Raw genomic sequence first — 25,226 nt, forward strand, 5'->3', positions numbered from 1 at the left:
CCGGCCCCACGCCCTGACGGCGGGCCGTGCGCGGCGCCGGCGGACCCGCGCGGGCGCTGCTGAATGAACGGGGCGGCCACACGCCACCGCCCTGGGCCACCACCAGGAACCGGCGAACAACGGTGGGTTCCCGCCATTGCGCCGGCTTTCAAGGCGCACCCGTGCGCCCATAATGCGGCGACTCACCATGAACCTCGTTGCGCTGAACATCGAATCGATCCAGCTCGGCTCCCCGCTTCCCTTCATCCTGCGCGGGGCCGATGGCGTGCTGCTGGCGCAAAAAGGCTACGTGATCCGCACGCGCAACGAACTGGATGTTCTCCTGTCGCGCGGCCTGCAGCTGTGCGTGGACACCGACGAATCGGGCGACAGCCACCGCGCCTATCTGGCGCAGCTGCAGCAGATGCTGATGTCCGACACCTCGCTCGGCCAGATCGCCTCCATGAAGATCAGCGCTGGCGCCCAGGCCTCGCGCGACCGCGTCGAAGGCGGCCCGCCCGATTGGCCAGGGCTGCAGCTGCGGGCCACGCAGCTGCTGCGCGCGCCGCAGGCGCATGACTTTCCTGACCGTTTCGATGCGCTGCACCGCGAACTCGCCCTGCACTGCCGCCAGAGCCCCGACGCGGTCCTGCTGGCCCTCATCTACCTGTCCGGCCACGAAACCCGGCAGTACAGCGGCACCCACGCCATGCTCGTGGCCTGCGTATGCATGCTGGTCGCCGTCGAGCAGCTGCGCTGGCCGGTGGAGCGCGTGATGCAGACCGGGCGCGCGGCGCTGTCCATGAACATCGCCATGACCGCGCTGCAGGACCAGTTGGCCGTGCAGGCCCAGCCGCTCACCTCGGAGCAGATCGCCGCGGTGGAAAGCCATGCCACCCGATCCGAAACCCTGCTGCGCCATCTGGGCGTGCACGACCCGGTATGGCTGGAAGCCGTGCGCTGCCACCACCACCGCTCGCCGGGCCCGCTGGCCGACAAAAGCGAAGGCCAGCAGATCGCCCGGCTGATCCAGCGCGCGGACGTGTTCGGCGCCCGCCTGGCCCCGCGCGCCTCGCGCGCGCCGATGCCCGTCACCGCGGCGATGCAGGCGAGCTACTACGACGAATCGCACCAGGTGGATGAAGCCGGTTCGGCCCTGGTGAAAACCCTGGGCGTGTACCCTCCGGGCGCGTTCGTGCGGCTGGTGAGCCAGGAGATCGCCGTCACCCTGCGCCGCGGCGGCAGCGCCACCACGCCGCGCGTGGCCGTGGTGCTCAACCGCAACGGCATGCCCACCGGAGAGCTCATTCCGCGCGACACCGCCCAGCCCGCCTGGAAGGTGACCGGCGCCATCGCCCAGCGCGATGTGCGCGTGCAGCTGCAATTGAACCGCTTGCTCAGCCTGGTCTGAGAACGTTTCCCAGGGCCGCTCCTGTCAGCGGCGGCCTCCTGGCGCGCGCCGGGGCGGGACTTTTCCGCCGATTTGCGCCAAACTCGTTCGTGGGCCGCCCCCCATTGCGTGATCCACTGCCTGTGGCGCCCCATCGACAAGGAGACCTTCATGCTGCGCCGAGTCCTTTGCCTTGCCCTGGCGGCTGCGCCGCTCGCCCTGTCCGGCCTTCCCGCGCGGGCCGCGGGCCCGGCGGCCGCGACGGAAGACGGCACCTGCCCTCCCCTGCTGCGCCACACCCCCCTGCGCCTGCAGGACGAACTGCCCCAGCCACTGTGCCAGTACCGCAACAAGGTGCTGCTGGTCGTCAACACGGCCAGCTACTGCGGCTTCACGGGGCAGTACCAGGGGCTGGAGGCCCTGCACGCGCGCTACAAGGACCGGGGGCTGGTGGTGCTGGGGTTCCCCTCCAACGATTTCTCCCAGGAGGGCGGCAGCAATGCGCAGATCGCCGACTTCTGCGAGAACACCTTCGGCGTCAAGTTTCCGATGTTCGCCAAGAGCCGGGTCGTCGGGGCCGACGCCTCACCGCTGTACCGGGAATTGAAAGCCCAGGCCGGCGAGGCGCCTCGCTGGAACTTCCACAAGTACCTGGTGGGCCGGGACGGCAAGGTGGTCGGCAGTTTCGCCAGCGTGGTGGAGCCGGGCGACCCCCGGCTGGTGCGCGCGATCGAGCAGCAACTGGACGCGGGGCGCCCGAAAACGTCACCGTTCTGAAGCAGTTCCGTGATATGGAAATAGTTACATTTTCTGATGGTTTTAACCACCTTCCCTCTGGAACTTCCCGGGATCGTCACTACTCTAGTAACCAGTGCAGGCGGCGACGCTTGCCCCCGATCAACAACCCTTTACTGTTGCGAAGCCTTTTGAACCCTGGTGGTTCAACTGAAACCCTGAAGCGCTTCTCCTCCCTCCCTCTCTAAATTCGTTTCGGGACGCTTCGCAACTTTTTTATTCCGCCAAAAACAAAGCGCGCAACCTTCGCAGGTTGCGCGCTTTTGGCTTTGTGGGCGCTGCTTTGTGGTCAGTCAGCGCCTCGGGGCCGGGGCGATCGATCAGGCAGGCCGTGTGTCGGCGAAGCTCACGCGCTGCTCCAGCTTGTCCAGCAGCCGGGCGAGGTTGGCATGCTCGGCACGCCATTCGATTTCGGGAAAGCGAAAGCCGATCCAGCCCAGCGCGCAGCCCACGGCGATGTCGGACAGGCTCATGTGGATGCCGCTGCAGTAGGGCTTCTCACCCAGGCCCTGGGCCATGGCCTTGATGCCCGCCTCGACCTTGCCGAGTTGCCGGTCGATCCACGCCTGGCTGCGTTCGCCCTCCTGGCGGCCGGCCCAGCGCGACTCGAGCCGGGCGAGCACGCCCGCGTCCATCACGCCGTCGGCCAGGGCCTCCCAGGTCTTGACCTCGGCGCGCTCGCGGCCTTGCGTGGGAATCAGCCGGCCCACGGGCGAGAGGGTGTCCAGGTATTCGACGATGACGCGTGAATCGAACACGGCCTCTCCGCCTTCCATCACCAGGCACGGCACCTTGCCCAGCGGGTTGGAGGTGGCAATGGTCGTGTCCTCGGCCCAGACGTCCTCCTCGATGAAGCGGTAGTCCAGCTTCTTCTCGGCCATCACGATACGCACCTTGCGCACATAGGGGCTGGCTGAGGATCCAATCAATTTCATGGTGTTCTTCCGGGCACGGCAGGGGACGGGGACAAGGCCGCTTGATTTTATGGGCAGTCTTGCCTTGGATAGCTTACAGGCAGCGCCACCTACAATCCCCGCCCATGAGCCTGTCCACCATCACCGCCCTCTCGCCCCTCGACGGCCGCTACGCCGCCAAACTCTCCGCCCTGCGCCCGATCATGAGCGAGCACGGCTACATGCACCGCCGGGTGCAGGTGGAAGTGGCCTGGTTCATCGCGCTGTCGGATGCGGGCTTCGCCGAGTTCAAGCCCCTGACCACCGGCGCGCGCGCCTACCTGCTGGGGCTGGTGAAGAATTTTTCCGAAACCGATTCGGCCGCCATCAAGGACATCGAGAAGACCACCAACCACGACGTGAAGGCCGTGGAATATTGGCTCAAGGGCAAGTTCGAGGCCCGCCCCGAGCTGGAGAAGGCGGCCGAGTTCGTGCATTTCGCCTGCACCAGCGAGGACATCAACAACACCAGCCACGCCCTGCAGCTGCGATCCGGCCGCGACCAGGTCGTGCTGCCGGGCCTGGACCGCATCGTGCTCAAGCTGCGCGAGATGGCCCACATGTACGCCGCCGTGCCCATGCTGAGCCGCACGCACGGCCAGACCGCCAGTCCCACCACGGTGGGCAAGGAACTGGCCAACGTGGTCGTGCGGCTGCAGACCGCCTGCGAGCGCGTGGCCTCGGTGAAGATGCTGGGCAAGATGAACGGCGCCGTGGGCAACTACAACGCCCACCTGTCCGCCTGGCCCGACTTCGACTGGGAAGCCTTCAGCAAGCGCGTGGTGGAAACGCCCGAGCCCCTGGGCCTGGGCCTGACCTTCCAGCCCTACAGCATCCAGATCGAGCCGCACGACTACATGGCCGAACTGTTCGACGCCGTGGCGCGCGCCAACACCATCCTCATCGACCTGTCGCGCGACATCTGGGGCTATGTGAGCCTGGGCTACTTCAAGCAAAAGCTCAAGGCCGGCGAGATCGGCTCCTCGACCATGCCGCACAAGGTCAACCCGATCGACTTCGAGAACGCCGAAGGCAACCTGGGCCTGGCCAACGCGCTGCTCAAGCACCTGTCCGAGAAGCTGCCCGTGAGCCGCTGGCAGCGCGACCTGACCGACAGCACCGTGCTGCGCAACATCGGCGTGGCACTGGGCTACGCGGCCCTGGCGTACACCTCGCTCATGACCGGCCTGAACAAGCTGGAACTGAACGAAGAGGCGCTGTCGGACGACCTGAACGCCTCCTGGGAAGTGCTGGCCGAGCCGATCCAGACGGTGATGCGCCGCTTCGGCGTGCCGGGTGCCTACGAAAAGCTCAAGGAAGTCACCCGCGGCAAGACCGTGACGGCCGAGGCCCTGCACGGGCTGATCCGCAGCCTGGAGATTCCCGAGGCCGAAAAAGAGCGCCTGCTCGCCATGACGCCCGGCAGCTACATCGGCAAGGCCGCCGAACTGGCGCGCCGCGTCTGACCGTCCACCGCCGGGGTTGAAGCCCTTTTGCCGGTCCGCGCCCCACCATCGGGCGCGGACTGCTATATTTTTGTGAGCACCAGCCCATGGCCATCAAGTCCACCATCTTCAAGGCGAACCTGCAGATCGCCGACATCGACAACAGCTACTACGCCGACCATTCGCTCACGCTGGCCCGCCACCCGAGCGAAACCGACGAACGCATGATGGTGCGGCTGGCGGCGCTGGCCCTCCACGCCCACCAGCTGCAGGCCGTGTGCCAGGGCGACGGCACCCTGGCCTTCGGCGCGGGGCTGTCCGACCCGGACGATCCGGACGTCTCCCTGACCGACTTCACCGGCCGCAAGCGCCTGTGGATCGAGGTCGGCCAGCCCGAGGACAAGCCGCTCACCAAGGCCTGCAGCAAGTCGGACGCCGTGATCGTGTATTGCTTCCACCATGCCGCCGAGGTGTGGTGGAAAGGCATCCAGACCAAGCTGTCGCGCCTGGACAAGCTGCAGGTGTGGCGCCTGCCCGCCGAGGCCTCGCAGGCCCTGGCCGCGCTCGCGGAGCGCAGCATGCAGCTGCAGGCCACGGTGCAGGAGGGCGCGCTCACCCTGAGCAGCAACCTGGGCAGCGTGCACGTGGAGCCCCAGCGCTGGAAGTGACGCGGCCACGGGGTGTGCCGGGTCGGCGGGGTTTCAAGCCTGATGGGCCTCCAGCGCATGATCGACTAGGGCATATTGCTATCAATAAGTGAGCATCACAGCGTGCGGCCGGCCACATGTCGCGCCGGCCGGCCCGCCCGATGGCATGCGGCGCTCTCTGAGCTCAAGCCGGCTGCGGCATCAGCGCGCCGCACTGCCAGCACTGCTCGAACCCGCCCTCCACCATTTCGCCGCACCCGCACAGCCAGCGGCGCTGGGGCAGGTTCTGCAACGCCTGCAGCAGTTGCCGCGCGCGGGCGGCGTGCTCGTCGTGCTCCAGCCAGATCTCGGGCAGGCACTGGTCGGGCGGCAGGTGCCCGGCGGCGGCCCCCAGGTATTGCCGCTGCACCGACGCCGGCATGCCGCCCTCGCGCAGCAGGTCGGCCCACAGGGTGGCGATCGCGATGTTGGGGGCCTGGGTCAGACGGAGCATGAACCCACCATAGCCGCTGTCCCGCAGCCCGTAAAGGGCGGGAAAGCCATGGCGCCGCCCATCCCCCCGCACCGGGGGCCGCAACGCCCACCGACGCCGTTCAGGCAGGCGCCTTGGCCTCGGCCGGGGCGCTGCCTTCCGCCGCGCGTTCGGCGTAGCGGTTGAAACGCCACGCCGAGCTTTCCAGCGTGATGCGGCGCCACACGGTGCGCTTTTCGACCGGCGTCATCGCCAGCCAGTGCTGCACCTCGGCGAAGCTGCGGCCGCAGCCCTTGCATTGCTCGTCGCCCTGGCTGGTGGAGCAGATGGCGATGCACGGCGTGTCGGGCGTGGTCTCGTACCAGGCGCGCCAGGCTGCCATGGCCGCGGGGGGAAAGCCCGACTCGTCGGCTTCGTCCTCGTGCCAGTACACCATCAGCGCGTAGACCTCGGCCAGCGCCACCAGCTCGGGCGCCAGCGTCACGCCGTCGGGCGACGGCGACCGGGCGCGCCAATGGTTGATGGCGGCTTCGATGTCGGTGATGTGCAGGACGGCCATGGGTGTGCGAAAGGGGGCCGCGATCATACCGCTGCCCGGGTGCGCTCCCGCGGCGCCCGACGGCCTCCGAGCCGCCCCGCAGAATACTCACGAATTGATAGCAACAAAGGCAATAAAAAACGCCGGCGTGGGGCCTGTTTGGCTCAAAACCGCCCCGGCGCGCGAGACACGTTCGCTTGCACGGCCGCTCGCCCCTGTGTTCCAATGCCGGCTTCGAAGGGGAGTAGCTCCCAACCCAGCAGACATCCGGCAGGCACACCGCCCGGGGCGGCTGGGCTTGTCGGTCCTGTCGTCAGTACGAAGCGCAAGCTTCCGGCAGGCCGGGTCCATCCATGCACGGCATGGCGGACCGAGCGAGACCTTTGATGGGCCCTGCGCGGGCTGATCAAGGCCGTCCCTATCGAACAACGCTCCGCGCAACGCGGGCGTGCCTCAGGTCACCTCCGCAGTCAGCCCCCGTTCCCGGATGGGCCCGGCGCTACAGGGGTAGCGGGTTCCTCCTCCCGGCCATTGCTTTTGAGGAATTTATGGACTTCTTGACTTCACCCGAGTTCTGGGTCGCGTTGGGGCAGATCATCATCATCGACATCCTGCTGGGTGGCGACAATGCGGTCGTCATCGCGCTGGCTTGCCGCAAGCTGCCACCCGCCCAGCGAACCAAGGGCATCATCTGGGGCACCGCCGGCGCCATCATCCTGCGCGTCATCCTGATCGCGTTCGCCATGACGCTGCTGGCGCTGCCGTTCCTCAAGTTCGTGGGCGCGCTGCTGCTGGTGTGGATCGGCATCAAACTGCTGGCACCTGACGAAGACGGCCACGGCGACGTGGCAGGCAGCGACAAGCTGTTCGCGGCCATCAAGACCATCATCGTGGCCGACCTGGTGATGAGCGTGGACAACGTGATCGCCATCGCCGGCGCCGCCCAGAATGCCGGCGAGCACTCGATGCTGCTCGTGGTCCTGGGCCTGCTGATCTCGATCCCGATCATCGTCTGGGGCAGCCAGCTGGTCATCAAGCTCATGGAGCGCTTCCCCATCATCATCACCATCGGCGGCATGCTGCTGGGCTGGATCGCCGGCGGCATGCTGGTCACCGACCCGATCTTCGTCAACACCGAGCGCTGGAGCTGGGCACCGAAGCTGGGCACGCTCGACGCGCAAGGCCTGGCCGTGATCTCCGACACCCTGTACTGGGCCGCGCACATCGCCGGCGCCCTGCTGGTGCTGGTGGTCGGTAAGGCCATCGCCTCGCGCCGCGCCGCAGCGGCTCCGGCCGCCCACGGCTGAGCGGGCAGGCCTTGACGACGAACGTTGGGCGAAACGGCACGGGCGCCGCCAGGCGTCCGGCCATTTCGCCCGGCCCTCTCCCCATTGCTAACGGCACCCCTGCCAGGTCACAAGGAAGCCTCATGAACAAAGTCATCGTTTACGTGGACGACGCCGAGCAGGCCCGGCAGGTCCTGGCGCCCCTGTCTCACCGCGCCTCGGCCGAAAAAACGGAATGGGTGCTGGTGGCCTGCGCGCCGCGCATGACCCACCGCATCAGCAAGTGGGTCAGCCACAGCGCCCGCGAGAACTGGCGCACCAAGTGGGCCGACAAGCTGTTCGGCCAGATCGTTCCCTGGCTGCAGGCCGAGGGGGTGCAGGCCAGCACCGTGCTGGCCAAGGGCCCGCTGGCCGATCTGCTCACCCAGCTGCAGGCCGAACACGGCGCCGTGCCCGTGATCGACGCACGCCGCCCCAAGCAGGACGAAGTGGCCGCGCCGGCGCCCGTCCAGGCGGTGGCCGCCCCCGTCAACATCACGCGCAAGCCATCGCCGCGCCGCTGGTCCCTGCCGGGCACGCTGGCCGGCCTGGGCGCGATGTTCATGTTCGTGGCGGAGTGATCCTCCCCCACGGCCTTGCTGCCCAGCAGTTACGCGCAAGGGCCTGTCCTGCACACATGACGTAGTTGTGCTGGCTGACGACCTGTTGCGTCCGGTGCGTCGCGGAGGTTCCGGGTACCCGCGACAACCGGGGATCTTGCTGCAGCGAGGCACTTCGTGAAAGGAGACTGGACTTCGCGATCCCTGGGTTATTTTTGGCACGGCTACGCGATGGTGGAGGTTTTTTCACTCACCTCCAGCCTCAAGATTACCCATGCAGATTGCTCCCTTGGTCTCCACCTCCGTCGCCTCTACCTCTTCCGTGCCCGAGCAGCCGGCGAGTCAGCCTTCATCGCGTCCCGGCTCGCCCCGTCCGTCCACCATGGAGTCCGGACCTCCGATTCGGCCCAAAGGTCAGTCGCTGACCTCCACGAGCAGCCTGGGCCCTCGCATTGAAGCGGATCGGCTTGCCGATCTGCAATCCGACAGCCGTCCCGGCCCGTCTTATCAGGGCACTGTTCGCGTGGAGGGGAATCAACTCACGTCCAAAAACCCGGTGACCCAGAAACTGCTGGAGTCCCTGGCGATCGATCCTGCCGAAGTGCCCGGCCTGAAATTCATGGCCCTGGCTGGCAAGGAGCCGACGCTATCGCTTCGCCTGGGCGCCAACGCTGGAAACACATTGGACAGCCTCAAGGCGGCGCTTGGCGAAGACCTCAGCGCCCCGATGGAGCACGCCACCATCCCGCTGCTACTCGGCGTGATTGCTCGCGGTGAGCAGGCGATCGGCGATGACCTTCGCGGCCGGATCATCCCGCTGCTGCGGGAGGCACGTCCGAGGATGGAATCGTCTTTGCCCGCACTGAAATCCTTGATCGAGGACCGGCTTGCCGCACGGCCGGACCTGTCGCTGAAGATGGCTGCCACAGGACTGCTGCAGCTTGCTACGGCCAAGAGCATCGACCTCAAGCTGCTTGGCTCGAGCCTGGCCGTCAGCTCGGGGCTGGGCTCGCTGTGGGAGCTCGTGGCGGCACCAAAGGCCAAGCTCGCGCTGCTGGGTTCTGGCTTCGCATCCGTGGCGTGGGGCCTGCCGGCGTCCGTGATCGACGCGGCGCCCATGGTCGCGATCGAGGCGGCGGACACGATGACGGTCAAGAAGCGCATGGCCAATGACCGTGGCGATCCCTTCCCATTCATGCAAAAGCTCGGCGAGGCGCTCACTGCCGGGGTCGTGTCGGCCATCGGCGCGTTGCCGAACAACTTGCTCGAGTACAACGCCGCTCGTCTACCGAGAGCTGTCGCTGCGCTGATCGGCGTGGGGACGACCGAGGTCGCCATCCTCTCGGCGGCGGCGGGCGTGCCTGGAGAGATTGCTGAGATCCGTGAGTCGGTCAAGGAGGCCGTCGAGCACGCGGTCCACAGCGGCGTGATGAAGCTGCCCGAGGGCGTCGCACAAGACGAAGCCATCCATCTGGCCACCGAACTGGCACTCAAGATGGAGCCCAGTACGGTGATCGGCAAGAAGTCGATGGGCGTCGCACTCGCGGTGGGGCTCGTGCCCTTCCTCCTCGGTGGCATGGTCACCGGTGCGCTTCCAGAAGCGGCGCTGCGCATCCTGCGCAGCACCGCTTTTGCACCGATCGAGATGATTGGCATGAATGTCATTGCCGCCATCTCTCAGACCGGCGTCCCGGGTATCGTGTCCAGCGATCACCAGCGCTTCGCGGATGTGATCGGGGACTTGCTCCAACACTCTGCTGCAAACATCGGTGACCTCGAGAGCGGAGCGGGTGAGACGAGCGGCCTGCAACCGACCATCAACGAGGAGGCCATCGTCGCGAGGCTCGCGCCTCACAACGAATTGCTGCGTCACGTCGGAGGCGCGGCCCTCACCGCCATGGCGGGGGTGCTCGACAGCGTGGGCTTCGTCGGACAGGTCGCTGCCTCAAGCGCCTCGTCTGCCATGAGTTCGCTGACGCGTCCATTCCGGGCGGTCGCCCAGGAAAGCCAGGCCAGGGAACCGTTGCTAACGTCATCCGCAACGCATGGCTGAAGCGGGGGGCAGGCTGACGGACAGCAAGCCTCGCCCGAAGAACCCACGAAGCCATCGCTTCGCTAGTGCCTGAACGCAGCGGTTGAGCGCATTCGCGGGCCGGGGAACAGACCAGCGAATCCGCCGAGCCATGGCATGCGGGTGCTATGCTCCCGCGCCATGATGAAACTCATCCTCAAGTGGTTGCTCAGCGCTGCGGCGCTGCTGTTCGTGGCCTACGTGTACAGCGGCGTGGAGGTGAAAAGCTTCACCAGCGCGCTCATCGCCGCCTTCGTCATCGGCCTGTTCAATGTCGTGCTGCGGCCCGTGCTGGTGGTGCTGACGCTGCCGGTCACCGTCCTCACCATCGGGCTGTTTCTCTTTGTCATCAACGCGCTCATGTTCTGGGCCGCCGCCACGGTGCTGGGCGACGGCTTCCAGGTACGAGGCTTCGCGGCGGCGCTGATCGGCTCGCTGATCTATTCGGTGCTGGGCGTGCTCATCGAATCAGCGCTCGGCGGCCTGTTCCTTAAGAAGTGAATCGACGGCCCGCAGACGCGTCTCGATGATCGACGCGTCGATATAGTCGGCCGCGTCGCCGCCCCGGCTGCCGCTCTTGCGCGCCAGATCCTGGCCCGCCTTGAACCGGTCCACCGCCGCCTGGTAGTCGTAGCGTGCCGCATGCGCCTCGGCCTCGGCCCGCACCGCGCGCAGCGGGTGGTTCTGCTGCTGCCACACCGCCGCCAGCAAATGCCACGCGGTGGCATCGTGCGGATGCGTCGCCACCCGCGTCTGCAGCGGGCCAGTCATTTCCTGGGCATTGCCCGTGCGCAGCAGGGCCTGCGTGCGCAGCAGCATCTCCGGCCGCCCCGTCGGCGCAGCGGGCGGGTGTGCCGAAGAAGCCAGGGTCGCCTGCGCTGGCAACTGCAGCAATGCGGCCTGGAAGTCCCCGGCCGCGAATTCGATTTCCGCACTGAGCAATTTCGCCTGCCGCAGCGCCGGCGCATCGCCGCGCACCGCCTCCATCAAGCCCCGCAGTGCGGTGCGCGCCGCCGGCACGTCCTGCAGCTGGCTGGCGCTCAGCGCCGCCGCGTACCAGGCCGCCACCCGGCGGGGCAACGGCTGGGCGGCGAAACCGGTGCCCAGCGGCTCGGTCGTCCACTGCCGCCAGACATCCACGCCCGGACGGGACAGCACGCGGGCGCGCGCGGCCATCATCGCGTGTTCCAGCGTGGGCGTGGCCGGTGCGGCGGCGGCGCCCCCTGGAGGCAACCGCGAATGCATGTCGGCAATGCGCTGCGTGGTCAGCGGGTGGCTGCGCAAATAGGGCCAACTGCCGTTGTCGTTGATGCGGTTGGCCTGCTGCAGCTTGTCGAACATGGCCACGAACCCCTGCGGCGCAAAGCCGGCCGGCGCCATCAGCCCATAGCCGATGCGGTCGGCCTCACGCTCCATGTCGCGCGAGAAGTTCAGCTGGTTCTGCACCGCCACCGCCTGCCCGCCGATCATCAGCGCCTGGGCTGCATTGGGGCTCTTGCTGGCGGCCAGCGCGCCCAGCACCAGGGCCCCGAGCATCAGCGGCGTCTGCCGGTTCTGCTGCGTGATCAGGCGCGAGATGTGGCGCTGCGTGACGTGGCTCAGCTCGTGCGCCAGCACCGACGCCAGCTCGTCGCGCGTGGACACCACGCCGATCAATCCCAGGTGCACACCGAAATAGCCGCCCGGCAGCGCGAAGGCATTCACCGTGCGGTCCCGGCCCAGCAGGATCTCCCAGGCAAAGCGCTCGTCCAGTTCGGGGGACAGCTCCCCGCGCTCGCGCGCCGCTTTTACCAGGGGTTGGAAAATGCTGTCCACGTACTCGTTGAGCACGGCGTCGTCGATGTAATCCGGATCGCGGTACAGCTCGCGGATGATGCGGTCGCCGAGCTGGCGCTCCTGGGCGGTGGTGAGGTCGGAGCTGTCGCCCAGCGTGGGCAGGCCCGCTTGCGCATGCACGGCGGTCGTGCCGCACACACCGCTCAGGATAAAAAGGGAAGCGGCCACCGCCTGACGCACAAGCACCAGAGGCCGTTTTCGATCAAATGGCACGCAAAGTCTCCTGCACTGATTCAGCCACGCCACCCCGGCCCTGGCCGCTACACATGACCGTATGATGCCCTGGCCTCCGAATGTTCCCTGCCAGCGAATGACCCGCGTGCAATCCCCAGTACTTGTATGAGAGACACCCCCACTCCCTCCAGCCTGACCCACTTCGACGCCCTGGGCCAGGCCCACATGGTCGATGTGGGCGCCAAGCCGGCCACGCACCGCGTTGCCGTCGCCACCGGCCGCATCGAGATGCAGGCGGAAACGCTGGCCATCATCCAGTCCGGCACCGCTGCGAAGGGTGACGTGCTGGGCATCGCCCGCATCGCGGGTATTCAGGCGGCGAAAAAGACCAGCGATCTGATTCCGCTGTGCCATCCCTTGGCGCTGACGCGCATCGCCGTGACGTTTGCGACCGCATCCGAGGGGGTCGGCATCGAATGCACGGCGACCGTGGAAACCGTGGGGCCGACGGGCGTGGAGATGGAGGCGTTGATGGCCACCCAGGTCGCCTTGCTCACGGTGTACGACATGTGCAAGGCAGTGGACAAGCACATGGAGATCAGCGGCGTGAGGGTGGCGAAAAAACTCGGCGGCAAATCCGACTGGAAAACACCCCCTACTTCGGCCACGCCACCTTAGCCATCTCCGGATAGACCGCGGCCTGTTCATCCCATTGGCGGCGCAACTCGGCGACCAGATTCTGGCTGGGCTGGTTCAAGCGCGTCATCACCACGACCCAATATTCCGCCTCCTGGGTTTTGCCAGCCGAGGCATACATCGCGGCAAGCTTGTAGAGGGTGATGGTGCTGGGCAATAGTTTCGTGGTCCGTGAAGCGCGGACCAGATCCTGCTCGGAATGCGCCTTGCCGGGGCTGACCCGGATAAGCCACATCAAGTCCTGCAACTGCGTGAGGGAAACCACTTCCGGGGCCAGGCGATCTGAGGGCGCGGCCAATTGCTGGCGCTCGAAGCGGAGAGAGAAGAAATCGTCTTCGATTCGCAGGTAGTCATGGATCGTGATGGCCAATCCTACGCCAGCCACTCCCATCATGATGGCGATCGGCCAACGCCCCGTCTGCCCAATGGGCTTGAACCGCAGTGCCTCGTTCAACGCGCCCAGCATGAGGCCGCACGGCAGCAAGAAGTAGGCGTAGTAGAGGGGATATTCCAGCATGGCGTGCACACCCAGCGCGGCCACGAACAGGAACATCCAGAGGTGCTCTGGCTGGGCCATGCGACGGATCGCATAAACGGTCCACAAGACCAGCACTGCGCACAAAGCCAGACCCAGCGGAATCCCCGTGAAAACCAGCAGATCCATCAGCAGGTTGTGGGCATGCCGGTGCGTTCCCGCCGTGACCATGTCGTAGGGGTTCGGAGCGAACTGCGCAAAACTGGTTTGCATCCAGCCAAAACCGAACCAGGGGCGGCTCCACACGGCTTCCCAAAGATGCATCCAGACGTCCAGGCGCAGTTCCAGGTTCGAGATGCTCCGCACGGGTCGCAGCTGGGACGCCCGTCCCAACCACACATCGACATGGGGCAGCGCAACGAGGAAAACCGCGAACATGCCGGTCCAGGTGAACGCGCCCACCATGACGCCCCGCGTGATGGCCAGGCGTTTGCGGAACAGGGCCATCATCGCCAAGGACAACAACACGACCAGCCAGGTCGTGCGCGACTCCGCCAGCGCCAGTCCTACCGCCAGCAAAACGGCCAGGAACCAGGCCACAAGGCCAGGCAATCGGCTGCGTTGATGCAGCCACGCGCAAGCGAGCACGCCGAGGCAGAGCAAACTGGCCAATTGGTTCGGTTGCCCCAGGTTGGCATGAAAGCGCTCGGATGGCGCAGGAATGAAGAGCCAGAACGCGCTGCCGGGGTCGATTTGCAGCCATTGCTGGAACTGGATCAGCAGCGATCCCAACGCCCCCACCAGCGCCGCCATGAACAGAAAATCGGCACCGTGCGAAGGCTGCCACCGCTCCAGCGCAGCCCCCACCAGCATGGTCAGGGCCAACCCTATCAAATACAGGGAACTGGTCCACGCCACCCCCAAAGCCTCCACCAGACCGGCTGCATATTGCGCCCATACGATCACGCAGCACGCCAGAACCGCCAGGGGAAGGACGTGCCAAGCCACCCACTGTGTTCTATTGATCCGCCAGAGCACCACAGCGCCGAGCCCCCACATCGTACAGGCTGCCCACGCATCCGAATAGAAGTCAACCCAGGGTTCGTGGTGGTTGGGCAATAACCAGCACAAGGCGTAAACCAATGCACCCAGTACAGCTAACGGTATCGAACGGGAGGATGAGTTCGGAGCCATAAATCTTAAGGACCAAGAAAAAAAAGGGGGCTGACGCCCCCTTTTTTGGAATGAAAACGCCAAGCGTCAGTAATTACTTGCAAGAACCAGGCGCATAACGAAGCGCGGTGCCAGTGCCCTTGCAGATCCACTCGTAAACTTGTTGTCCCTGACCGCCGTTCGCACCGCCCAGTGCAAAATTGTTCCCGCCGCTATCCTTCTTAGGCGTCAACATGATGCTGTCGGCAGTCGTTCCCGTCATCGTCGTACCCAAGTTCGTTTCGTGTGGGAGGACAGTAATGATGCCAGTGTCGGCAGCGGTCGAAATCGACTTCACCATCTTGGTAGGACCAGTTGCATCGCAACCAAAAAGCGTTCGTGCCCGACAGCGTCGCATCGGCGCGCATGCTTTGGATGGTTTCGCTGATGGTCGTACGGCACTGGGAAGCGGCCAGAACCACTTCAGCCATGCGTGCCTTGATGGTGTAGTCCTTGTAGGCCGGCAGGGCCACGGCAGCCAGAATACCGATAATCGCCACCACGATCATCAATTCAATCAGGGTGAAACCCTTTTGCAGATTGCGCTTCATAAATCTCTCCTAGGAGGTCGATTGCAAATAAAAACCTGCAGAAGAATTCTCCAGGTCCGCCATCAACTCAGCAGGTTCCATGCCAACGCGGCCTATCCGTCAAAACAGAGAAACTCCCAGGGGAACAGGCCAGGGAACCCCATCTAAATCGCTCCATCCCTGGCACTTGTGACAAATTTGTCCACCACCCCTGTCACAAGCAGATGCGTGAGTTACGAATCCCGCCGCATCTCTAGCCGACTGATACCAACCCATCAGCCCTGGACGAACTCCATCTCCGTCCCTGCCAGCGCCAAGCGGTCCCCGCTCTTCAACAGCACCGGTTCATCCGCCATCACGGCGCCATTCAAATGAGGCCGCTGCGCGCCTTCCACGTGCGACAGCACAAATCCATGGTGCCGCTTGGTGATCGACGCAACCGCCACACCCGGCTTGCCGATGGTGGTCACCACCTTGACCAGCGCCACCTCGCGCCCTGCAGCCGCCCCTGAGCAGACCCGGATGGACGCGCTCAAGACCGGAGCAGGCGTCGACCCGACGGCGGACAGCGGGGCGGAACGGGAGGTCAATGGCCGCGGCGGCACCATGCCGGGCTTGAACACCATGGTCTTTTCGAAGTTTTCGCCTTCGTTTTCCTGCAGGAAGCGGATCTTGTACTTGCCCACTTCCACCGTGTCCCCGTTGCGCAGCGGCTGGCGCTTGACGGGCTGTCCATTCACGTAGGTGCCGTTGGTGCTGCCGAGGTCCTCGATTTCCACCTCGTCGGGCGACACATGGAGCACGGCGTGTTCGCCACTGACGGCCAGGTTGTCGATGACGATGTCGTTGTAGGGGCGGCGGCCGAGGGTCGTACGCTCCTTCGTCAATTGGACTTCCTTGATGACGACTCCGTCGATCGACACGATCATTTTCGGCATGATCAATTCCTCATTCTTTCATTGCGATGGTCGGCCAGGTGGCTGATTCAACTTCAATCGGCACGCAAAAATCGCGACATCAAGCCGCGCTTCCTCTCAATGGATCCCGCCTGCACCAGCAGCACGCTGATGTTGTCGCGGCCGCCCCGGGCATTGGCGGCTTCGATCAGATGGGCGGCTTTGTCCTCCAGGGGTTCCTGTACCAGGGCCAGCGTTTGAATCTGATCGTCTTCGACCATGTCGGTCAAGCCATCCGAGCACATCACGAACAGATCCTGCGGCTCCACGGGAAACTCATTGATTTCGACCAGTACAGCACTTTCCACGCCAAGGGCGCGGGTGACCAGGTTGCGTTGGCCCGATATCGCCGCTTCTTGCGGCGTGAGGATGCCGGCATCCACCTGTTCCTGCAGCCAGGAGTGGTCGCGCGTGATCTGCCTCAGCACACCGCCGCGCAGGCAGTAGCACCGTGAATCGCCGATGTGCCCGAGGATCAGGCGGTCGCCCAGAAAAACGCCGACCACCACCGTGGTGCCCATGCCCGAATACTGCGGATGGGAGAGCGACGCATCGAAGATGGCGTGGTTGGCCCGCTCCACGCAGTCTTCCAGCGCTCGGCGCACTTCCGTCGACGCGGCACGGGGGCCGGCTTGCGCCAGCCACTGGGTCATTTCGTCGTGAATGAGGCTGGTGGCCATGCCGCTTGCGATTTCGCCCGCGTTGTACCCGCCCATGCCATCGGCGAGCACCGCCAGCTGCGCGCTGGCGTCCGCGATCACGGCGTCTTCATTGTTCGATCGCACCCGGCCTTGGTCGGTGCGGGCGCAAAACTGATAGTTCAGCTTGATTCCCAAGGTCATGCTTCACCCGGCGCAGGGAGAAGCAAAGCTGCGCCAGCGGTGTGCGCAGTCCCTGTTGCAGTTTTTTGAAAATCCCCCATGTCGTGCCCTGTTGCGTCGCGTTCCGCATCATAGACGACGGACCTGTCGCTGAGAGGGCCTCGGGGTCGGCCGACCCCAAGTTTTCATCGGGCTACCGGAGGCACAACCGCATCAACCGGCCGCCGCCGAGTTTTGCTGCGCCCGCGCCTGCAGGAATTTTCCGGCGCCCACCACGAACAACGCCCCCAGAGCAGCCGCCACATAGTGCAGGGAGGGATGGGCCAGGACGACATCGTGCAGCGATGCATCGCTGGCGATGGTCTCCCCCCCCACCCAGCCGATCAGGCCGGCTCCGAACAGAACGATGATGGGAAAGCGCTCCATGAGCTTGATCATGAGCGTGCTGCCAAAAATGACGAGCGGAATGCTGATGGCCAGGCCGAGGATCAACAGCACCATGTTGCCGTGGGCCGCAGCGGCCACGGCGATCACGTTGTCCAGGCTCATCACCAGGTCGGCGATCAGGATGGTGCGGACGGCCGCCATGAGCCCGCCACCGGACTGGGAGCCTTCGCCGTCCTCGTCGCTGTCGGTCATCAGCTGCAGGCCGATCCACAGCAGCAGGCAGCCGCCGATGATCTGCAGGAACGACAGCTCGAGCAGCTTGGCGGCCACCACGGTCAGCACGATGCGCAGCACCACGGCGGCGCCGGAGCCCCAGAAAATGGCTTTCTTCTGCTGATGCGGGGGGAGCGAGCGCGCGGCCAGTGCGATGACCACGGCGTTGTCGCCGGACAGGATGATGTTGATCCAGACGATCTTGACGAGGCCGATCCAGAAGTCGGCCGTGTGCAGGAATTCCATGCGAGGTATCTCCGTGTTATGAATGAAAGAGGCGCCCGAAACCAGGGTTTCGGGCGCCTCTTCTTTTATGGGAGAGCGCAGTTTATCGGGGCTGCAAACCCCTTTCGTCCGTAGTTTTGCTTACGGATTACTTCAGCTGCGCCTTGAGCAGCTTGCCGAGCTCGGAAGGATTGCGGGTGATGATGAAGCCCGACTCTTCCATGATGGCGAGCTTGGCATCGGCCGTGTCGGCACCGCCGGAGATCAGCGCGCCCGCGTGGCCCATGCGCTTGCCGGGAGGCGCGGTCACGCCGGCGATGAAGCCCACGATCGGCTTCTTCATGTTGGCCTTGCACCATTGGGCGGCTTCCGCTTCGTCCGGGCCACCGATTTCGCCGATCATGATGACGGCATCGGTGTCGGGATCGTCGTTGAAGGCCTTCATCACGTCGATGTGCTTGAGGCCGTTGATGGGGTCGCCACCAATGCCCACGGCGCTCGACTGGCCCAGGCCCACTTCCGTCAGCATGGCCACGGCTTCGTACGTCAGCGTGCCGGAACGGCTCACCACGCCGATGCGGCCCTTGCGGTGGATGTGACCGGGCATGATGCCGATCTTGATTTCGTCGGGCGTGATCAGGCCGGGGCAGTTGGGGCCCAGCAGCAGCGTCTTCTTGCCGCCGGCGGCTTCCTTGGCCTTCATCTTGTTGCGCACTTCAAGCATGTCGCGCACCGGAATGCCTTCGGTGATGCAGATGGCCAGGTCCAGATCGGCTTCCACGGCTTCCCAGATGGCAGCGGCGGCGCCTGCGGGCGGCACGTAGATCACCGACACGGTGGCGCCGGTCTGCGATGCGGCTTCCTTGACGGAGGCGTAGATCGGAATGTTGAAGATCGACTCGCCGGCCTTCTTCGGGTTCACGCCCGCCACGAAGGCGTTCTTGCCGTTCGCGTATTCCTGGCACTTTTCCGTGTGGAACTGGCCGGTCTTGCCCGTGATGCCCTGGGTGATGACCTTGGTGTCTTTGTTGATGTAGATCGACATGTGTGTTCTCCGGGCTTACTTGACGGCAGCAACGATCTTGGTCGCAGCTTCGGCCATGGTGTCTGCGGCGATGATGGGCAGGCCGGATTCGGCCAGCATCTTCTTGCCCAGCTCTTCGTTGGTGCCCTTCATGCGCACGACCAGCGGCACGTTCAGGTTCACGGCCTTGCAGGCGGTGATGACGCCGGTGGCGATGGTGTCGCACTTCATGATGCCGCCGAAGATGTTGACCAGGATGCCTTCGACCTTGGGGTTCTTCAGCATGATCTTGAAGGCTTCGGTGACCTTCTCGGGGGTGGCACCGCCGCCCACGTCCAGGAAGTTGGCCGGCTCGCCGCCGAACAGCTTGATGGTGTCCATGGTGGCCATGGCCAGGCCGGCGCCGTTCACCAGGCAGCCGATGTTGCCGTCCAGGCTGATGTAGGCCAGGTCGAACTTGGAAGCTTCCACTTCGGCCGGATCTTCTTCGTCCAGGTCGCGGTAGGCCACGATTTCAGGATGGCGGAACAGCGCGTTGGCGTCGAAGTTGAACTTGGCGTCCAGCGCCATCAGGTTGCCCTTGGAGTCGCAGTTCAGCGGGTTGATTTCCACCAGCGAAGCGTCCGTCTCCATGTAGCACTTGTAGATCTTGGCGAAGATGTCCACGGCCTGGTCGATGGAAGCGCCGGTCAGGCCGATGGCTGCAGCCACCTTCTTGCTCTGCTCGGCGGTGATGCCGGCGATGGGGTCGATCATCTCGGTGATGATCTTCTCGGGCGTGGAGTGCGCCACTTCCTCGATGTCCATGCCGCCTTCGCTGGAAGCGATCAGGGCAACCTTCTGCGTGGCGCGGTCGGTGACCAGCGAGACGTACAGTTCGTTCTTGATGTCGGCGCCGTCTTCGATGTAGAGGCGGCGGACCTTCTGGCCTTCGGGGCCGGTCTGGTGGGTCTTGAGCTGCATGCCCAGGATGTCACCGGCCAGCTTCTTGACGTCGTCCAGGCTCTTGGCAACCTTCACGCCGCCGCCCTTGCCACGGCCACCGGCGTGGATCTGGGCCTTGACCACCCACACGGGGCCGCCGAGCTTCTGGGCAGCCTCCACGGCTTCCTGCACCGTGAAAGCAGGGATGCCGCGCGGAACGGGCACACCAAAATTGCGCAAGATTTCCTTGCCTTGGTATTCGTGAATCTTCATGAGGTCTCTCTCAGGGAAGGATGTTGGTAACCCGTTTGCCATGAGCAGATGTCTGGCCGCGGGCGGGTGACATGGCAACCGGCGACTGTATCATGCTGCGATGCACCATCCCCTTGCGGATGTCACGTACCACGGCGGGCCGCCACGGCCATCTTTTGCAGGAGCATTCCATGTCCAAAGTCTTCATCGACGGCGAAGCCGGCACCACGGGCCTGCAGATCCGCGAGCGCCTGCAGGCAATGCCGCAGGTGCAGGTGGTCAGCATCGCGCCCGAGCGGCGCAAGGACCCGGCCGCCAAGCGCGAACTGATCGCCGGCGTGGACCTGGTGATCCTGTGCCTGCACGACGATGCCGCCCGCGAGACCGTGGCCATGGTGGACGAGATCGAAAAGGCCAGTGGCCGCCGCATCAAGGTGATCGACGCCAGCACGGCGCACCGCACGGTGGCGGGCTGGGTGTTCGGCTTTCCCGAACTGGCCGCGGGCCAGAGCGATGCCGTGGCATCGGCCACGCGGGTGGCCAACCCCGGTTGCTATGCCACCGGGGCGATCGCGCTGCTGCGCCCGCTGGTGGAGGCCGGCCTGGTGCCGGTCGATTTCCCGCTGGCCCTGCCTTCGGTGAGCGGTTACTCGGGCGGCGGCCGCACGATGATCGAGGCCTACGAGCAAAACGCCGCCCCGGCCTTCGAGTTGTATGCCCTGGGCCTGTCGCACAAGCACCTGCCCGAGATCATGAAGTACACCGGCCTGACCCGCCGGCCGATCTTCGTGCCGGCCGTGGGCAACTTCCAGCAAGGCATGCTGGTGCAGTTGCCGCTGCACCTGGACCTGCTGCCCGGCGCGCCCAAGGCAGCCGACCTGCACGACGCCCTAGTCGCGCACTACGCCAAGAGCAACACGCCGGACCAGTGGGTCAAGGTGCTGCCGCCGACGGACGACGGCAAGCTCGACGCCCTGGCGCTCAACGACACCAACCAGCTCGAACTGCGCGTGTTCGCCAATGAAAGCTACCGCCACGCGGTGCTGGTGGCCCGCCTGGACAATCTCGGCAAGGGCGCCAGCGGCGCGGCGGTGCAGAACCTGAAGCTGATGCTGGGCCTGTGATGGGCCGTGGCGTGATGGGCGGAGGCGCCGCCACCGCGATGCTGTGCGCCCGGCCTCAGGCCCGCCCCATGCGCTGAAAGAGCCCGCCGGGCAGGCGGGCCACCTGCCCGTCCAGTTCCAGTTCGAGCAACGCGACCTGCAGCGACGCGGCATCCATGCCGGTGCGCGCCACCAGCGCATCGAGGCCGGTCGGGTCGAACCCTAGCGCCTGCAGCAGTGCCGCGTGTTCTCCCACCGGCAACGCCTCGCTGCTGTCGCCATCGCCATCGCTGCGCGGCAAGGGCGCCTGCGATGCGGGCGCGGCCCGCGGTGCCTCGGAAGGCGCCAAGCGCAATTCTTCCAGCACGTCCTGCGCGGACTCGACCAGTTTGGCCCCTTGCCGGATCAGCGCATGGCAGCCCCGGGACTGCGGCGCGTGGATGGAGCCGGGAATGGCGAACACCTCCCGCCCCTGCTCGGCGGCCAGCCGGGCGGTGATCAGCGAGCCCGAGGCCAGCGCCGCCTCCACCACCAGCGTGCCTTGCGACAGCCCGGCGATGATGCGGTTGCGCTTGGGGAAATTGCCCGCCAGCGGCGGCGTGCCCAGCGGGTATTCGCTCACCAGCACGCCGTTTTGCGCGATGCGGTGGGCGAGGTCCAGGTTCTTGCGCGGGTAGACGCGGTCCAGCCCGGTGCCCACCACGGCGAGGGTCGCGGGCAGGTCGTCGGCACCGTCCACCCCGCCGTCCAGCGCCCCTTCGTGCGCCGCGGCATCCACGCCCAGCGCCAGGCCGGAGACGATGCACAGGCGGGCGCTGCGCAGCGCCCGCGCGAACTGCCGTGCATGGTCGGCGCCCTGCGCCGTGGGATTGCGGCTGCCCACGATGGCGATGCAACGCTCGGTCGTCCAGGGTGTCGTCTGCGCCAGGAACCGGGGTGCCCCCATGAGGTAGAGCATGAGGGGCGGGTCTTCGGTGGCCAGCAGGCCCGGCGGATAGGCCGGATCGCCCAACGTGACGATCTGGCGGGCGGGCTGGCCCGGTGCCGCGCCGTTCAGCCACTGCCAGGTGGTCTCGACCAGCGCCTCCAGCGTGGGCGGCACGGTGCCCAGGGCCCGCGCCTGGGCGGGCGTGGCACAGGCCTGCAGCGCCGCTGGCGATGCGGTGAACAGGTTCTGCGGCAGCCCGAACGCGGCCAGCAGCCGGCGCGCGGCCCCATTGCCGACGCCGGGTGTGAGCGCCAGCCGCAGCCAGGCGGCCAATTCGTCACGATCCATGGAGGTCAAAGCAGGCATCCCGAGGCCAAGGGGCGCCCGCCAAGGCGCCCCTGGAGAGGGCCGCAGGGCTTACTGCGGATTGACGAGGCGGTCGCCGACCCGCACGCCCTGCTGCACCTGCAGCAGCAGCACGTAGGAGACGCGATCGAACGTGCGGAACACCATGCCCACGCCGTTGGCCTCGCTCGGCAGCTTGATCATGGCCTTGTTCTCGTCGGTCTTGTCCTTGATGCGCTCGCCCTTGGTGAGCAGCGTGAGGACATGGCCGGCCTCGATCCCGTCGCGGGTGCCGCGGTTGATGGCGATCACCTGGTTCTGCGCGGCATAGGCCACGGCCGAGCTGCCGTACAGCGACACGACGCGCGCATCCACCGGGGCCTGCGGCGCACGCGGCGTGTAGCTGGCGTAGCCGCGCGCGGGGGCGGGCAGCAGGCGGTCGCCGGCGCGCATTTCTTCCTTGGCGCTGCTCAGGTCCACGGTGGCGGGCACCACATCGAGCGTGACTTCGCCCTTGGGATCGCGCGTTTCCTCGGTGGTTTCGCCGCGCACCAGTTCGGCCTTGCCGACGTACTGGGCTTCGTAGCCCAGGATCTCGCCGGACTCGGGGTCCTTCATGGGGATGGCATTGCGGAACACGCGGTACTGGCGCGGCACGCCGGGCCCCAGGCGCAGCGGATTGCCGGTAGCGCCGCGCACGTAGGCCCGGTCGCCGCTGGCCATGAGCACGCGTTCATCGACGGTGGCGACGATGCGCGGGGCCTGCTGCAGCGTGAGCTCGTCCACCACCAGCGGCTCGACGAGGAACGGCTCGATCAGGTGGGGCTGCAGGGTGGGCAGCGCGGTGCCGGCCAGGCTGTCGGTGCGGGTGCGGGGCGAGACGCGCACCGTGTCATTGGGCACCTGGCCCGACGGGCTGGTGCGCAGGCGGGCATAGCCGTCCACCTTTTCCAGGTACAGCGTCTGGCCGGGGAAGATGAGGTGCGGATTGGGGATGGCCTGCAGGTTCATGCCCCAGAGTTCGGGCCAGCGCCAGGCGCGCTGCAGGTACATGCCGGAGATGCCCCAGAGGGTGTCGCCGCGCTTGACCACATAGGTGTCCGGCGCGTTGGCGGCCAGCTCCGACATCGGCACGCCCCGGGAGGCCACCTGCTGGGCGGTGGCCCGCTGATCGGTGGTGACAGGGTAGTTCTGGGCATGCGCGGGGCCGGTCAGCAGGGCTGCGGCCAGAAAAGCCAGCGCTCCCAGCGCCGTGGGCCGCAAGCCTGTGGATGCCGTCATGTTGTTCCTCTTGTCATGCATTGCGAAACGCCCCTCGCTGGCGCCAGCGCGTGTTTGTCGGTTACAAAACCCGCCGGTTGATACGTTACAAATCTTCTCGGATTCTCAGCCCAAGCCCTTGATTGGGCAACGATTATTGCGGCGGCCGGCGGCTGCCCTCATCAAAAGTGGCGAAAATAGCGACATCTTTCCGGGTTCGCCATGGCCATTCTTCCTATTCTCTGTTACCCCGATCCCCGCCTGCACACGGTGGCCAAGCCGGTCCAGGCCGTGGACGACCGCGTGCGCGCCCTGCTGGACGACATGGCGGCCACGATGTACGACGCCAACGGCATCGGCCTGGCGGCCACGCAGGTGGACGTGCACGAGCGCATCGTGGTCATCGACGTCTCCGAGGACCACGACCAGCCCCAGGTCTTCATCAATCCCGAGATCATTTGGGCCAGCGAGGAAAAGACCGTGGGCGAGGAAGGCTGCCTGTCGGTCCCCGGCATCTACGATGGCGTGGCGCGCTCCACCGCGGTCCACGTGCGGGCGCTGGACGCCCAGGGCCAGTCCCGCGTGGTCGAGGCCGAGGGCCTGCTGGCGGTGTGCATCCAGCACGAGATGGACCACCTGCTGGGCAAGGTGTTCGTCGAGTACCTCTCGCCCCTCAAACGCAACCGCATCAAGACCAAGATGCTCAAGCAGCAACGTGAGGCACGATCATGATCGCCTGGCGCTCCCTTTCCTTTTCCTCCCTGGCGCGCGGCATGGCCGCCATCGGCTTGGCGGCCGTGCTCACCGCGTGCGCGTCGCCCGACTTCGTCAAGCCCGGCGCCTCGCGCGCCGAGGTGCTGCAGAACCTGGGCCCGCCGGTGTCCGTCACGCCGTTGCCCGGTGGCGGCGAACGGCTGCTGTACACCACCCAGCCCGCGGGCCGGCAGGTGTACCACATGGACTTCGATGCCGGCGGCCGCCTCGTGCGCACCGACCAGGTGCTCACCTTCAACAATCTGGCCGGCATTCCGGCCGGCTGGACGGTGGACGACGTGCGCCGCACCTTCGGCCCGCCGATGCGCGTGGAACAGGTGGCGCGCTTCGACGGCGACATCTGGACCTACCGCTTCCGCGACGACCTGGGCACCCGGCGCTTCGGCCACGTGCACATCGACCCGCGCGGCGTGGTGGTGAAGGTGATGTTCACGGACGAGCCCGATCCCCGCGATCTGCTGGGATTCTGACGCCGCGACCGCCTTCATGAAGATCGTCTTTGCCGGCACACCCGACTTCGCCCGCGTCGCCCTCCAGCGCCTGCTGGACGCCGGCTTCACCGTCCCCCTCGTCCTGACCCAGCCCGACCGCCCCGCCGGCCGGGGCATGAAGCTGCAGGCCTCGCCCGTCAAGCAATGCGCGCTGGAGCACGGCATCGCCGTGGCGCAGCCGCGCAGCCTGCGCCTAGACGGCAAATACCCCGAGGACGCCGCCGCCGCGCGCGATGCGCTGGTCGCCGCCGGGGCCGATGCCATGGTGGTGGCCGCCTACGGGCTGATCCTGCCGCAGTGGGTGCTGGACGGGATGAGCGCCGCCCGGCGCCCGAAGGCGCGAAGGCCCCCTCGGGGGGCAGCGA

Annotated in this window: 25 protein-coding genes and 1 pseudogene; 13 read left to right on the plus strand and 13 right to left on the minus strand. The window is 66.2% G+C overall.

The window, feature by feature from the left end:
* Nucleotides 1-187: 187 nt before the first annotated feature.
* Nucleotides 188-1,390, plus strand: coding sequence for an HD-GYP domain-containing protein (locus AC27IQ_RS06960; RefSeq protein ID WP_284430626.1), 1,203 nt, complete (start codon nucleotides 188-190; stop codon nucleotides 1,388-1,390).
* A 150-nt stretch (nucleotides 1,391-1,540) separates the two neighbouring features.
* Complete coding sequence (locus AC27IQ_RS06965; RefSeq protein ID WP_284430625.1) at nucleotides 1,541-2,146, plus strand: glutathione peroxidase; 606 nt, start codon at nucleotides 1,541-1,543, stop codon at nucleotides 2,144-2,146.
* 338 nt (nucleotides 2,147-2,484) lie between these two features.
* Here AC27IQ_RS06965 and AC27IQ_RS06970 read toward each other — a convergent pair whose 3' ends face one another.
* Entirely contained in the window at nucleotides 2,485-3,099 is a 615-nt protein-coding gene (locus tag AC27IQ_RS06970; RefSeq protein ID WP_272566531.1) for a glutathione S-transferase family protein, read from the minus strand.
* Between the two features lie 104 nt (nucleotides 3,100-3,203).
* Between AC27IQ_RS06970 and purB the strand changes: the two genes are divergently transcribed.
* Both purB and AC27IQ_RS06980 read left to right on the plus strand, forming a co-directional pair.
* Nucleotides 3,204-4,583 carry an adenylosuccinate lyase gene (gene purB / locus AC27IQ_RS06975; RefSeq protein WP_272566529.1) on the plus strand — a complete coding sequence of 460 codons (1,380 nt, stop codon included), beginning with the start codon at nucleotides 3,204-3,206 and terminating at the stop codon, nucleotides 4,581-4,583.
* A gap of 86 nt (nucleotides 4,584-4,669) precedes the next feature.
* A complete protein-coding gene (locus AC27IQ_RS06980) occupies nucleotides 4,670-5,230 on the plus strand; it encodes a YaeQ family protein (protein ID WP_284400640.1) in 561 nt (186 codons plus the stop codon).
* 163 nt (nucleotides 5,231-5,393) lie between these two features.
* Here AC27IQ_RS06980 and AC27IQ_RS06985 read toward each other — a convergent pair whose 3' ends face one another.
* Together AC27IQ_RS06985 and AC27IQ_RS06990 are read right to left on the minus strand one after the other, a co-directional pair.
* On the minus strand, nucleotides 5,394-5,702 hold the full coding sequence (locus tag AC27IQ_RS06985) for a putative signal transducing protein (RefSeq protein WP_284400636.1): 309 nt from the start codon (nucleotides 5,700-5,702) through the stop codon (nucleotides 5,394-5,396).
* 100 nt (nucleotides 5,703-5,802) lie between these two features.
* Entirely contained in the window at nucleotides 5,803-6,240 is a 438-nt protein-coding gene (locus AC27IQ_RS06990; protein WP_487089021.1) for a DUF3717 domain-containing protein, read from the minus strand.
* Nucleotides 6,241-6,767: 527 nt separating this feature from the next.
* Between AC27IQ_RS06990 and AC27IQ_RS06995 the strand changes: the two genes are divergently transcribed.
* The 4 genes from AC27IQ_RS06995 (at nucleotide 6,768) to AC27IQ_RS07010 (ending at nucleotide 10,676) form a co-directional block, all read left to right on the plus strand.
* The gene (locus tag AC27IQ_RS06995; RefSeq protein WP_284406519.1) at nucleotides 6,768-7,526 is read left to right on the plus strand and encodes a TerC family protein; all 759 of its coding nucleotides are present in this window, start codon (nucleotides 6,768-6,770) and stop codon (nucleotides 7,524-7,526) included.
* Nucleotides 7,527-7,648: 122 nt separating this feature from the next.
* Nucleotides 7,649-8,125: a hypothetical protein gene (locus AC27IQ_RS07000; protein WP_284430621.1), complete on the plus strand. Its 477-nt coding sequence runs from the start codon at nucleotides 7,649-7,651 to the stop codon at nucleotides 8,123-8,125.
* 361 nt (nucleotides 8,126-8,486) lie between these two features.
* Nucleotides 8,487-10,157, plus strand: coding sequence for a hypothetical protein (locus AC27IQ_RS07005; RefSeq protein WP_487089022.1), 1,671 nt, complete (start codon nucleotides 8,487-8,489; stop codon nucleotides 10,155-10,157).
* Nucleotides 10,158-10,319: 162 nt separating this feature from the next.
* Complete coding sequence (locus tag AC27IQ_RS07010) at nucleotides 10,320-10,676, plus strand: phage holin family protein (protein WP_272569868.1); 357 nt, start codon at nucleotides 10,320-10,322, stop codon at nucleotides 10,674-10,676.
* On the opposite strand, the gene AC27IQ_RS07015 is transcribed toward AC27IQ_RS07010, so the two are convergent.
* The gene (locus AC27IQ_RS07015; protein ID WP_487089030.1) at nucleotides 10,644-12,158 is read right to left on the minus strand and encodes a M48 family metalloprotease; all 1,515 of its coding nucleotides are present in this window, start codon (nucleotides 12,156-12,158) and stop codon (nucleotides 10,644-10,646) included. The two genes, AC27IQ_RS07010 and AC27IQ_RS07015, sit on opposite strands and share 33 nt — an antisense overlap.
* A 192-nt stretch (nucleotides 12,159-12,350) precedes the next feature.
* On the opposite strand from AC27IQ_RS07015, the gene moaC reads away from it, so the two are divergent.
* Nucleotides 12,351-12,863: a cyclic pyranopterin monophosphate synthase MoaC gene (gene moaC / locus AC27IQ_RS07020; protein ID WP_487089023.1), complete on the plus strand. Its 513-nt coding sequence runs from the start codon at nucleotides 12,351-12,353 to the stop codon at nucleotides 12,861-12,863.
* Here moaC and AC27IQ_RS07025 read toward each other — a convergent pair.
* The 7 genes and pseudogenes from AC27IQ_RS07025 to sucC form a co-directional block, all read right to left on the minus strand.
* A complete protein-coding gene (locus AC27IQ_RS07025) occupies nucleotides 12,841-14,364 on the minus strand; it encodes a PglL family O-oligosaccharyltransferase (protein WP_487089024.1) in 1,524 nt (507 codons plus the stop codon). The two genes, moaC and AC27IQ_RS07025, sit on opposite strands and share 23 nt — an antisense overlap.
* A 259-nt stretch (nucleotides 14,365-14,623) precedes the next feature.
* A pseudogene (locus AC27IQ_RS07030) lies at nucleotides 14,624-15,119 on the minus strand (pilin).
* Nucleotides 15,120-15,373: 254 nt separating this feature from the next.
* Nucleotides 15,374-16,036, minus strand: a complete 663-nt coding sequence (locus AC27IQ_RS07035) for an FHA domain-containing protein (RefSeq protein ID WP_487089025.1) — start codon at nucleotides 16,034-16,036, stop codon at nucleotides 15,374-15,376.
* Between the two features lie 53 nt (nucleotides 16,037-16,089).
* Nucleotides 16,090-16,896: a Stp1/IreP family PP2C-type Ser/Thr phosphatase gene (locus AC27IQ_RS07040; protein WP_487089026.1), complete on the minus strand. Its 807-nt coding sequence runs from the start codon at nucleotides 16,894-16,896 to the stop codon at nucleotides 16,090-16,092.
* A 192-nt stretch (nucleotides 16,897-17,088) separates the two neighbouring features.
* Nucleotides 17,089-17,781 carry a TerC family protein gene (locus AC27IQ_RS07045; protein ID WP_284400617.1) on the minus strand — a complete coding sequence of 231 codons (693 nt, stop codon included), beginning with the start codon at nucleotides 17,779-17,781 and terminating at the stop codon, nucleotides 17,089-17,091.
* 127 nt (nucleotides 17,782-17,908) lie between these two features.
* The gene (sucD, locus tag AC27IQ_RS07050) at nucleotides 17,909-18,805 is read right to left on the minus strand and encodes a succinate--CoA ligase subunit alpha (protein ID WP_092742583.1); all 897 of its coding nucleotides are present in this window, start codon (nucleotides 18,803-18,805) and stop codon (nucleotides 17,909-17,911) included.
* A gap of 15 nt (nucleotides 18,806-18,820) precedes the next feature.
* Entirely contained in the window at nucleotides 18,821-19,981 is a 1,161-nt protein-coding gene (sucC, locus tag AC27IQ_RS07055) for an ADP-forming succinate--CoA ligase subunit beta (RefSeq protein WP_487089027.1), read from the minus strand.
* Between the two features lie 170 nt (nucleotides 19,982-20,151).
* Between sucC and argC the strand changes: the two genes are divergently transcribed.
* Nucleotides 20,152-21,084: an N-acetyl-gamma-glutamyl-phosphate reductase gene (argC, locus tag AC27IQ_RS07060; protein ID WP_284406525.1), complete on the plus strand. Its 933-nt coding sequence runs from the start codon at nucleotides 20,152-20,154 to the stop codon at nucleotides 21,082-21,084.
* A 55-nt stretch (nucleotides 21,085-21,139) separates the two neighbouring features.
* Here the strand turns inward: argC and dprA are convergent, their stop codons facing one another.
* Together dprA and AC27IQ_RS07070 are read right to left on the minus strand one after the other, a co-directional pair.
* Nucleotides 21,140-22,339 carry a DNA-processing protein DprA gene (gene dprA / locus AC27IQ_RS07065; RefSeq protein WP_487089028.1) on the minus strand — a complete coding sequence of 400 codons (1,200 nt, stop codon included), beginning with the start codon at nucleotides 22,337-22,339 and terminating at the stop codon, nucleotides 21,140-21,142.
* 69 nt (nucleotides 22,340-22,408) lie between these two features.
* Nucleotides 22,409-23,617, minus strand: coding sequence for a LysM peptidoglycan-binding domain-containing protein (locus AC27IQ_RS07070; protein WP_272566511.1), 1,209 nt, complete (start codon nucleotides 23,615-23,617; stop codon nucleotides 22,409-22,411).
* A gap of 201 nt (nucleotides 23,618-23,818) precedes the next feature.
* Here AC27IQ_RS07070 and def point away from each other — a divergent pair, with 201 nt between their 5' ends.
* From def to AC27IQ_RS07085, 3 genes are all read left to right on the plus strand, one after another.
* A complete protein-coding gene (gene def, locus AC27IQ_RS07075; RefSeq protein ID WP_284406528.1) occupies nucleotides 23,819-24,328 on the plus strand; it encodes a peptide deformylase in 510 nt (169 codons plus the stop codon).
* Complete coding sequence (locus AC27IQ_RS07080) at nucleotides 24,325-24,840, plus strand: hypothetical protein (RefSeq protein ID WP_284409787.1); 516 nt, start codon at nucleotides 24,325-24,327, stop codon at nucleotides 24,838-24,840. The genes def and AC27IQ_RS07080 overlap by 4 nt, the downstream gene beginning before the upstream one ends.
* Nucleotides 24,841-24,856: 16 nt before the next feature.
* A partial coding sequence (locus AC27IQ_RS07085; protein WP_487089029.1) for a methionyl-tRNA formyltransferase occupies nucleotides 24,857-25,226 on the plus strand: 370 nt, incomplete at its 3' end.

The sequence above is a fragment of the Acidovorax sp. KPB24-07 genome (genome assembly GCF_057543315.1).

Excerpts from the sequence above, each read along its gene's own strand:
- AC27IQ_RS06960 (WP_284430626.1), top strand. The coding sequence starts at position 188 with ATGAACCTCGTTGCGCTGAACATCGAATCGATCCAGCTCGGCTCCCCG.
- AC27IQ_RS06965 (WP_284430625.1), top strand. The coding sequence starts at position 1,541 with ATGCTGCGCCGAGTCCTTTGCCTTGCCCTGGCGGCTGCGCCGCTCGCC.
- AC27IQ_RS06970 (WP_272566531.1), bottom strand. The coding sequence starts at position 3,099 with ATGAAATTGATTGGATCCTCAGCCAGCCCCTATGTGCGCAAGGTGCGT.
- purB (WP_272566529.1), top strand. The coding sequence starts at position 3,204 with ATGAGCCTGTCCACCATCACCGCCCTCTCGCCCCTCGACGGCCGCTAC.
- AC27IQ_RS06980 (WP_284400640.1), top strand. The coding sequence starts at position 4,670 with ATGGCCATCAAGTCCACCATCTTCAAGGCGAACCTGCAGATCGCCGAC.
- AC27IQ_RS06985 (WP_284400636.1), bottom strand. The coding sequence starts at position 5,702 with ATGCTCCGTCTGACCCAGGCCCCCAACATCGCGATCGCCACCCTGTGG.
- AC27IQ_RS06990 (WP_487089021.1), bottom strand. The coding sequence starts at position 6,240 with ATGGCCGTCCTGCACATCACCGACATCGAAGCCGCCATCAACCATTGG.
- AC27IQ_RS06995 (WP_284406519.1), top strand. The coding sequence starts at position 6,768 with ATGGACTTCTTGACTTCACCCGAGTTCTGGGTCGCGTTGGGGCAGATC.
- AC27IQ_RS07000 (WP_284430621.1), top strand. The coding sequence starts at position 7,649 with ATGAACAAAGTCATCGTTTACGTGGACGACGCCGAGCAGGCCCGGCAG.
- AC27IQ_RS07005 (WP_487089022.1), top strand. The coding sequence starts at position 8,487 with ATGGAGTCCGGACCTCCGATTCGGCCCAAAGGTCAGTCGCTGACCTCC.
- AC27IQ_RS07010 (WP_272569868.1), top strand. The coding sequence starts at position 10,320 with ATGAAACTCATCCTCAAGTGGTTGCTCAGCGCTGCGGCGCTGCTGTTC.
- moaC (WP_487089023.1), top strand. The coding sequence starts at position 12,351 with ATGAGAGACACCCCCACTCCCTCCAGCCTGACCCACTTCGACGCCCTG.
- AC27IQ_RS07035 (WP_487089025.1), bottom strand. The coding sequence starts at position 16,036 with ATGCCGAAAATGATCGTGTCGATCGACGGAGTCGTCATCAAGGAAGTC.
- AC27IQ_RS07040 (WP_487089026.1), bottom strand. The coding sequence starts at position 16,896 with ATGACCTTGGGAATCAAGCTGAACTATCAGTTTTGCGCCCGCACCGAC.
- AC27IQ_RS07045 (WP_284400617.1), bottom strand. The coding sequence starts at position 17,781 with ATGGAATTCCTGCACACGGCCGACTTCTGGATCGGCCTCGTCAAGATC.
- sucD (WP_092742583.1), bottom strand. The coding sequence starts at position 18,805 with ATGTCGATCTACATCAACAAAGACACCAAGGTCATCACCCAGGGCATC.
- sucC (WP_487089027.1), bottom strand. The coding sequence starts at position 19,981 with ATGAAGATTCACGAATACCAAGGCAAGGAAATCTTGCGCAATTTTGGT.
- argC (WP_284406525.1), top strand. The coding sequence starts at position 20,152 with ATGTCCAAAGTCTTCATCGACGGCGAAGCCGGCACCACGGGCCTGCAG.
- dprA (WP_487089028.1), bottom strand. The coding sequence starts at position 22,339 with ATGGATCGTGACGAATTGGCCGCCTGGCTGCGGCTGGCGCTCACACCC.
- AC27IQ_RS07070 (WP_272566511.1), bottom strand. The coding sequence starts at position 23,617 with ATGACGGCATCCACAGGCTTGCGGCCCACGGCGCTGGGAGCGCTGGCT.
- def (WP_284406528.1), top strand. The coding sequence starts at position 23,819 with ATGGCCATTCTTCCTATTCTCTGTTACCCCGATCCCCGCCTGCACACG.
- AC27IQ_RS07080 (WP_284409787.1), top strand. The coding sequence starts at position 24,325 with ATGATCGCCTGGCGCTCCCTTTCCTTTTCCTCCCTGGCGCGCGGCATG.